This window comes from Streptococcus sp. A12, from assembly GCF_905372335.1.
In the GTDB taxonomy this organism is placed as follows: domain Bacteria; phylum Bacillota; class Bacilli; order Lactobacillales; family Streptococcaceae; genus Streptococcus.
Genome location: NZ_CAJPOU010000079.1, coordinates 1 through 5,363, shown reverse-complemented (window position 1 = coordinate 5,363; position 5,363 = coordinate 1). Strand labels below are relative to the sequence as shown.

At 42.3% G+C, this 5,363-nt stretch carries 7 protein-coding genes; 3 read left to right on the top strand and 4 right to left on the bottom strand.

Going from position 1 to position 5,363, the window contains the following annotated elements; translation table 11 throughout:
* Both QZ158_RS07720 and QZ158_RS07715 read left to right on the top strand, forming a co-directional pair.
* On the top strand, positions 1–338 hold a 338-nt coding region (locus QZ158_RS07720), incomplete at its 5' end, for a copper homeostasis protein CutC (RefSeq protein WP_293887341.1).
* 76 nt (positions 339–414) lie between these two features.
* Positions 415–1,074, top strand: coding sequence for an MmcQ/YjbR family DNA-binding protein (locus QZ158_RS07715; RefSeq protein WP_293887339.1), 660 nt, complete (start codon positions 415–417; stop codon positions 1,072–1,074).
* A 95-nt stretch (positions 1,075–1,169) separates the two neighbouring features.
* Here the strand turns inward: QZ158_RS07715 and QZ158_RS07710 are convergent, their stop codons facing one another.
* The 4 genes from QZ158_RS07710 to QZ158_RS07695 all read right to left on the bottom strand — a co-directional run bounded on the left by QZ158_RS07710 (position 1,170) and on the right by QZ158_RS07695 (position 4,422).
* The gene (locus QZ158_RS07710) at positions 1,170–1,832 is read right to left on the bottom strand and encodes a hypothetical protein (protein WP_293887337.1); all 663 of its coding nucleotides are present in this window, start codon (positions 1,830–1,832) and stop codon (positions 1,170–1,172) included.
* A gap of 139 nt (positions 1,833–1,971) precedes the next feature.
* Positions 1,972–3,252 carry a PLP-dependent aminotransferase family protein gene (locus QZ158_RS07705; RefSeq protein ID WP_293887336.1) on the bottom strand — a complete coding sequence of 427 codons (1,281 nt, stop codon included), beginning with the start codon at positions 3,250–3,252 and terminating at the stop codon, positions 1,972–1,974.
* 76 nt (positions 3,253–3,328) lie between these two features.
* Positions 3,329–3,976, bottom strand: coding sequence for a hemolysin III family protein (locus QZ158_RS07700; protein WP_048788819.1), 648 nt, complete (start codon positions 3,974–3,976; stop codon positions 3,329–3,331).
* Positions 3,977–3,978: 2 nt separating this feature from the next.
* Entirely contained in the window at positions 3,979–4,422 is a 444-nt protein-coding gene (locus QZ158_RS07695; protein WP_042361110.1) for a DUF1836 domain-containing protein, read from the bottom strand.
* A 95-nt stretch (positions 4,423–4,517) separates the two neighbouring features.
* Here QZ158_RS07695 and yaaA point away from each other — a divergent pair, with 95 nt between their 5' ends.
* Positions 4,518–5,246: a peroxide stress protein YaaA gene (gene yaaA / locus QZ158_RS07690; RefSeq protein ID WP_293887335.1), complete on the top strand. Its 729-nt coding sequence runs from the start codon at positions 4,518–4,520 to the stop codon at positions 5,244–5,246.
* The last annotated feature ends 117 nt before the right edge of the window (positions 5,247–5,363 follow it).

Below are 5,363 nucleotides of genomic sequence, written 5' to 3'. Positions count from 1 at the left end.
CTGACAATCAGCTGGATAAAGACGCCATGCTTCGTTTCATCCAAGCTAGCCAAGGTTTTGAATTGACCATGCATATGGCATTTGATCAGATTCCTCTAGAAGATCAAGCGTCGACGATCGAGTGGATGAAGAAGGAGGGTGTGACCCGACTATTAACAAGAGCCGGCAGTCCAGAAACAGACTTAGAACAACGTTTAGCGCGCTACGAAGAGTATGCTAAGTTAGCGGATGGCCAGGTAGAAATCTTGGCAGGTGGCGGTGTCTCCTTGGAGAATCGTCAGCTTTTCCTTGACGTTCCAGGAGTGGATCAGGTCCATGGGACCCGAGTTGTCTTTTAATTCTATATGAGTTGAGGACCATTCTCAACTCATTTTTTGCTTCTTTTTGGTATACTGGAGAAGAAGGAGTAGATCAGTGTTTTTACCGGATTATTTTGAGAAATATAGTATAGATAAAGAAAAAGCCCTGGCTTATGGGTTTTCAGAGCAGGGAGAGTCCTATCACTATGAGCAACTAATCCTCGATGGAGACTTCAAGCTCTATGTGACTGTCCAAGGTAAGGAAGTGGATTTTTGGTTAGTGGATCAAGAAACAGGTGACGACTATATGCAGCTCCATATGGACCAGATGGTGGGTCAATATGTGGGGCAAGTTAGAGAAGCCTGTCAGCAGGCCTTAGAAGATATAAGAAAGTCTTGTTTTGCTGTCAAAGATTTTATGTATCCACAGACCAAGCGCTTGGTGGATTGGATCAGTCAGCAGTATGATCGTCCCCTCGAATATCTATGGGACCGCTCACCGGACTCGGGCGTCTTTCGTCATCAAAAGGATCTCAAATGGTTTGGCGTTCTTATGAAGATTGACTGGTCCAAGCTTGATGTGAAACAAGAAGGGAAGATTGAGGTCTTAAATCTTAAACTGGACCAGGTCAGCCAACTCTTAGAAGAGGCTCCTTTCTATCCGGCCTACCATATGAACAAGAAATACTGGATTAGCATTCCCTTGGATGATCGAGTAGAGGATAATCATCTTTTCGAGCTTGTGGCCAAGAGTTGGGCCTTGACCAAGAAGTAAGGGGTTAACCCAATTGATTTGTGAAAGTGAATAAAACATAAAAAAAGAATGTTGAGGGGTCAACATTCTTTTTTTTATTAGAGAATTTCCTGTCCTTATTGCTCTTTTGTCAATGAGAAGTGGAAGTCTCTGTAATTGCTATAGTCAAAATCTGTATTGATATCTGTTGTGAAGGCTATCGGAGTATAATGCCCTTCCTCAAGGATAAATCCTGGTTTGAAGCGGAAATTTGCTACTCCTAATCCAGTTATACCTGGAAGAAGAGCATCTGCGCCATCAAGACCTTCTGACTCCCAGTAATAGACATTACCAGATGCTTGAATAGCTCTTGCAGTATAGGTAGCTGTGCGGGTTGGTTCACTATCATTTTTAAAGCCAACGACAGTTGTAATATCACCATTGGCTTCAATAGTCATTTTGATGCTATCCGCCTGAGGGCTAGATCCTACCCAAGTGCCGACAAGATCTGCAGGAACAACTGCTTGATTAGTTGAAGATGTATCTTCTGCCTTGTTCGGTTCAGTTGAAGCTGATGGGTTACTTGCCTGACTTGAAGGAGTAGTATTTTCTTTTGCTTGAGAAGAAGAAACTGTAGCTTTTTTATTCAAGCTGGCTTTTGGTTTTTTCTCAACTTTCGAGCTAGAAGCTTTTTCGGATGAGGAAGTTGTTTTATCTTTTGAGCCACACCCTCCCAAAGCAAGTCCAAGTGATGCAGCCACAAGAGAGGCTGCAGTCCAACGAATCAAAGATCGTTTCATAATATCACCTCTTTATCTTTCTGACTTAGATTATACTCCTATTGTTACAGATGTCAAGTGATTCTTGTAATAAATGTAATGTTTTTGTAACATAGTTTTATATATAAAAATAACTCAAGAATAGAAGGATGGGATTGAATCATAGATAAGCGTTAATTTGGGGTAAAACCTCTTCCAATTTGTCCTGATTGATACGGGCAAAGGCATAGGGACAGCTTTTAATATAGGCAGAGTCGAAGAAGTGGAGAGGGAGACCGCTATGTTTCAGTCGAGCGACCGAAGGGACCTGTCTTAAATCTAGTAAAACACCTCCAATGACCGGCCATACGGGAACGGACAGGGAATGTTGCTGGAGTAGGGAAGCAGCTTGCTCTTTTTGGATGACTTGTTGTTGGTGAAGGAGCCCTTTATTTTTTGCAAACATGCCATTGTCAATATAGAGGCTCAAGGCCTTCTGCATGACCAAGTTACTTTCGTAGTCGAGTGTCCCCTTGAGTTTTAAGACAGGGGAAAGAAGCGCTTGGGGGAGGACCATAGAAGTGATGCGGAGGGCAGAAAATAGGCTGGTAGAAAAGGACTTGATGTAGATGACCCGGTCAGATGCATCCAGATAATGAAAGCTAGGAGAAAAATGTGGATCATAATCTCCCAAGTAATCGTCCTCAACAATATAGACATCATAGAGGTCTGCTAAGGCCAATATCTGTTCCTTCTCTTGTTTGCTATAACTATGTCCCAGCGGGTAATGGTAGCGTGGAATGGTATAGAAAAATTTGATCTTGCCACTTTTGAAAATAGCTTCCAATTGCTCAAAGTCAATTCCTTGAGGCAAGCGATTGATGCTTTGATAAGGTAAGTCTTGCTCCTGAATTAATTTATTGATGCGGTAATAGGTTGGTTGCTCTACAAGGATTTCTTCTTTTTGGTTTGGAAAGGCGACCTGGCTTAGGAGGTAGAGGGCTTGCTGGGTTCCTGAGGTGATAACGATTTGTTGCTCCTGGGTATAAATCGCATCTTCTCGCAGGAGAGAAGCAATAGACTGACGGAGATCAACTAGACCTTCCTGTTTTTCATAGTAGTTGAAGAGATAATTATCACGACCGACAAGGGTTTCGTTGATACAAGTCCGAAAGTCTTCAAAGGCCTGGAAGCGATCTTCCTTGAGTCGGAGAGGTAGGTCTGTGTGCTTTCCGGTCTCTTCCTCCAAGACATAATAGCCGCTTTGGGGTTTGGCATAGATGTAGTTCTTATAGCTAAGCTCGAGCAGGGCCCGTTGGACGGTGTCCTTACTGCAGGCATACTGACTGGCTAGTTGGCGAACGGAAGGCAGGCGGTCTCCAGTTTTTAGGATCCCCTGGTCAATCTGGTTTTTCAATGTTGTAAGAATCTTTTGGTATTTGGTTGTCATAACTGTCCCCATACAATTTTTCTTTATTGTAGTCAATATGGTGTAAAAAAGCAACTAAAAAGTGACTCCCTATAAGAGAGTCACTGTCTTACATGACATAAACAATCGCGATATATTGGAGAGCAGAAGCGGCTAAGATGAAGAGATGCCAAATCATGTGGAAATAAGGTTTCTTTTTGGCGTAAAATCCAGCTCCAACTGTGTAACATAGGCCACCCATCAGCATCAAGCCCCAGAAGGTTGGACTTGTCTGGCTGATGATCTGAGGGATAATGAAAATCACCAACCATCCCATAATCAAATAGAGGGCCAAGCTGAATTTTTCATTTACCTTCTTAGCAAAAATTTTGTAGAGTATCCCGAAGATAGTCGTCCCCCATTGAATCAGGATAATGGCATAGCCGAACCAGTTGTTCATGAGAGAAAGAACGACGGGTGTATAGCTACCTGCAATGGCAATATAAATCATGGAGTGATCGATAATGCGAAGGACATACTTTTGAGGTGAGTCATAGGCCATGGCATGGTAGATAGTCGATGAGAGAAACATGAGAAAGAGACTGATGACAAAAATTGAAGTCCCGACAGCTGCTAAAGTCCCATGTGTTTCGTAACTATAAATAGCAGAAGTTGGTAAGAGAAAGAGCATCAAAACAGCCCCGACTGCATGGGTGACGCTATTTGCGATTTCTTCCCCAAAGGATAATCGTTTACTTAATTTACTAGCATAATTCACTTTTATTTTTCCTCCTCAGAATGAACATGGATATAGGATAGGGTTTCTTGGTAGAGTAGCACGGTACGACAGGCAGATCCGATAATAGGTGCTAAAGGTTCTTTCTCTTCATGAAGAAAGTCCACAAAACTATTGTAGAGGTCTGCGGAATTGGCTTGACTCTGCAAGAGGTTCAAGGTAGCCGCGATCTCTTGTATCGAAAAAACCGTCTTTAAGGTCGTAATAGCAATGAGACGGGCAACCTGCTGTCGCTTGTATTTCTTTTTATCTGGTTTTGGCAGGTAGCCATGTTTAACGTAATTATTGACCATGGAGGCTGTCAAGCCCTTGTCTGTTTCTGAGATAAAAGGCGCACACACCTTATTGACATAGAGGAGGACCTGGTCCAAATAAAGGTCAATATCAGGAATTTCTTCCCACTTGGGATAACTGTAGTTGAATAAAATAGTTATTACCTCTTTGTTATCTAGTTTTAATAACTAGATGATAACATGATGGTAATTTTATGTCAAGCGAAAATGAAATATGGTACAATAATTCTATGAAACTATTAATTCCAACTGCAAAAGAAATGAATCTGGATACCCCAGAAAAAACGGGGCATCCTGTATCAAATGAGACACAAGCGGTCATCGATGCCTTAGCTACATTATCTCTAGAAGGCTTAGCTTCACTTTATAAGATTTCTGAAGACCGAGCAAGTGAAGAAGAGCAACGGATCCAAGCGCTCAAGTCTGAAACTGCTAAGACCTATCCTGCTGTGAAGCTCTTTGACGGCCTCATGTACCGGAATATCCGCCGTACGGACTGGACAGAAGCAGAAGCGGCTTATGTGCAAGACCATCTCTTGATCACCTCAGCTCTTTATGGGGTGATTCCAGCCCTTACTCCGATTGCTCCCCATCGTTTGGACTTTCTCATGAAGCTCAAGGTCCAGGGGAAATCCTTAAAGACATTTTGGAAGGCTGTCTATGATCAAGCTCTTAAGGGTGAAGACCTCATTATTTCTTTGCTTTCCAGTGAGTTTGAAACCGTCTTTTCTAAGGAGATTCAAGATCGGATGGTGACCTTTAAATTTCTAGAAGAGAAAAATGGTCAGCTGAAGGTGCATTCGACCATTTCTAAGAAAGCGCGGGGGGCTTTTGTGTCAGCCTTGCTGGAGAAGCAGATTACAAGGGTCGAAGACATGAAGCAGTTAAGCTTTAATGGTTTTGTTTACCAGGATGATTTATCGACTGACAAACAATTAGTCTTTGTGAAATATGAGTAAATAAAAGGTACTAGTCAGCAACTACTAGTACATCAGATTGGAGGCAAAGCACTCTTAAAAACTTTCCTTAGGTGAGTACGGACGTCAGCGAACTTCTTCAAAGTTCCATGACTAATT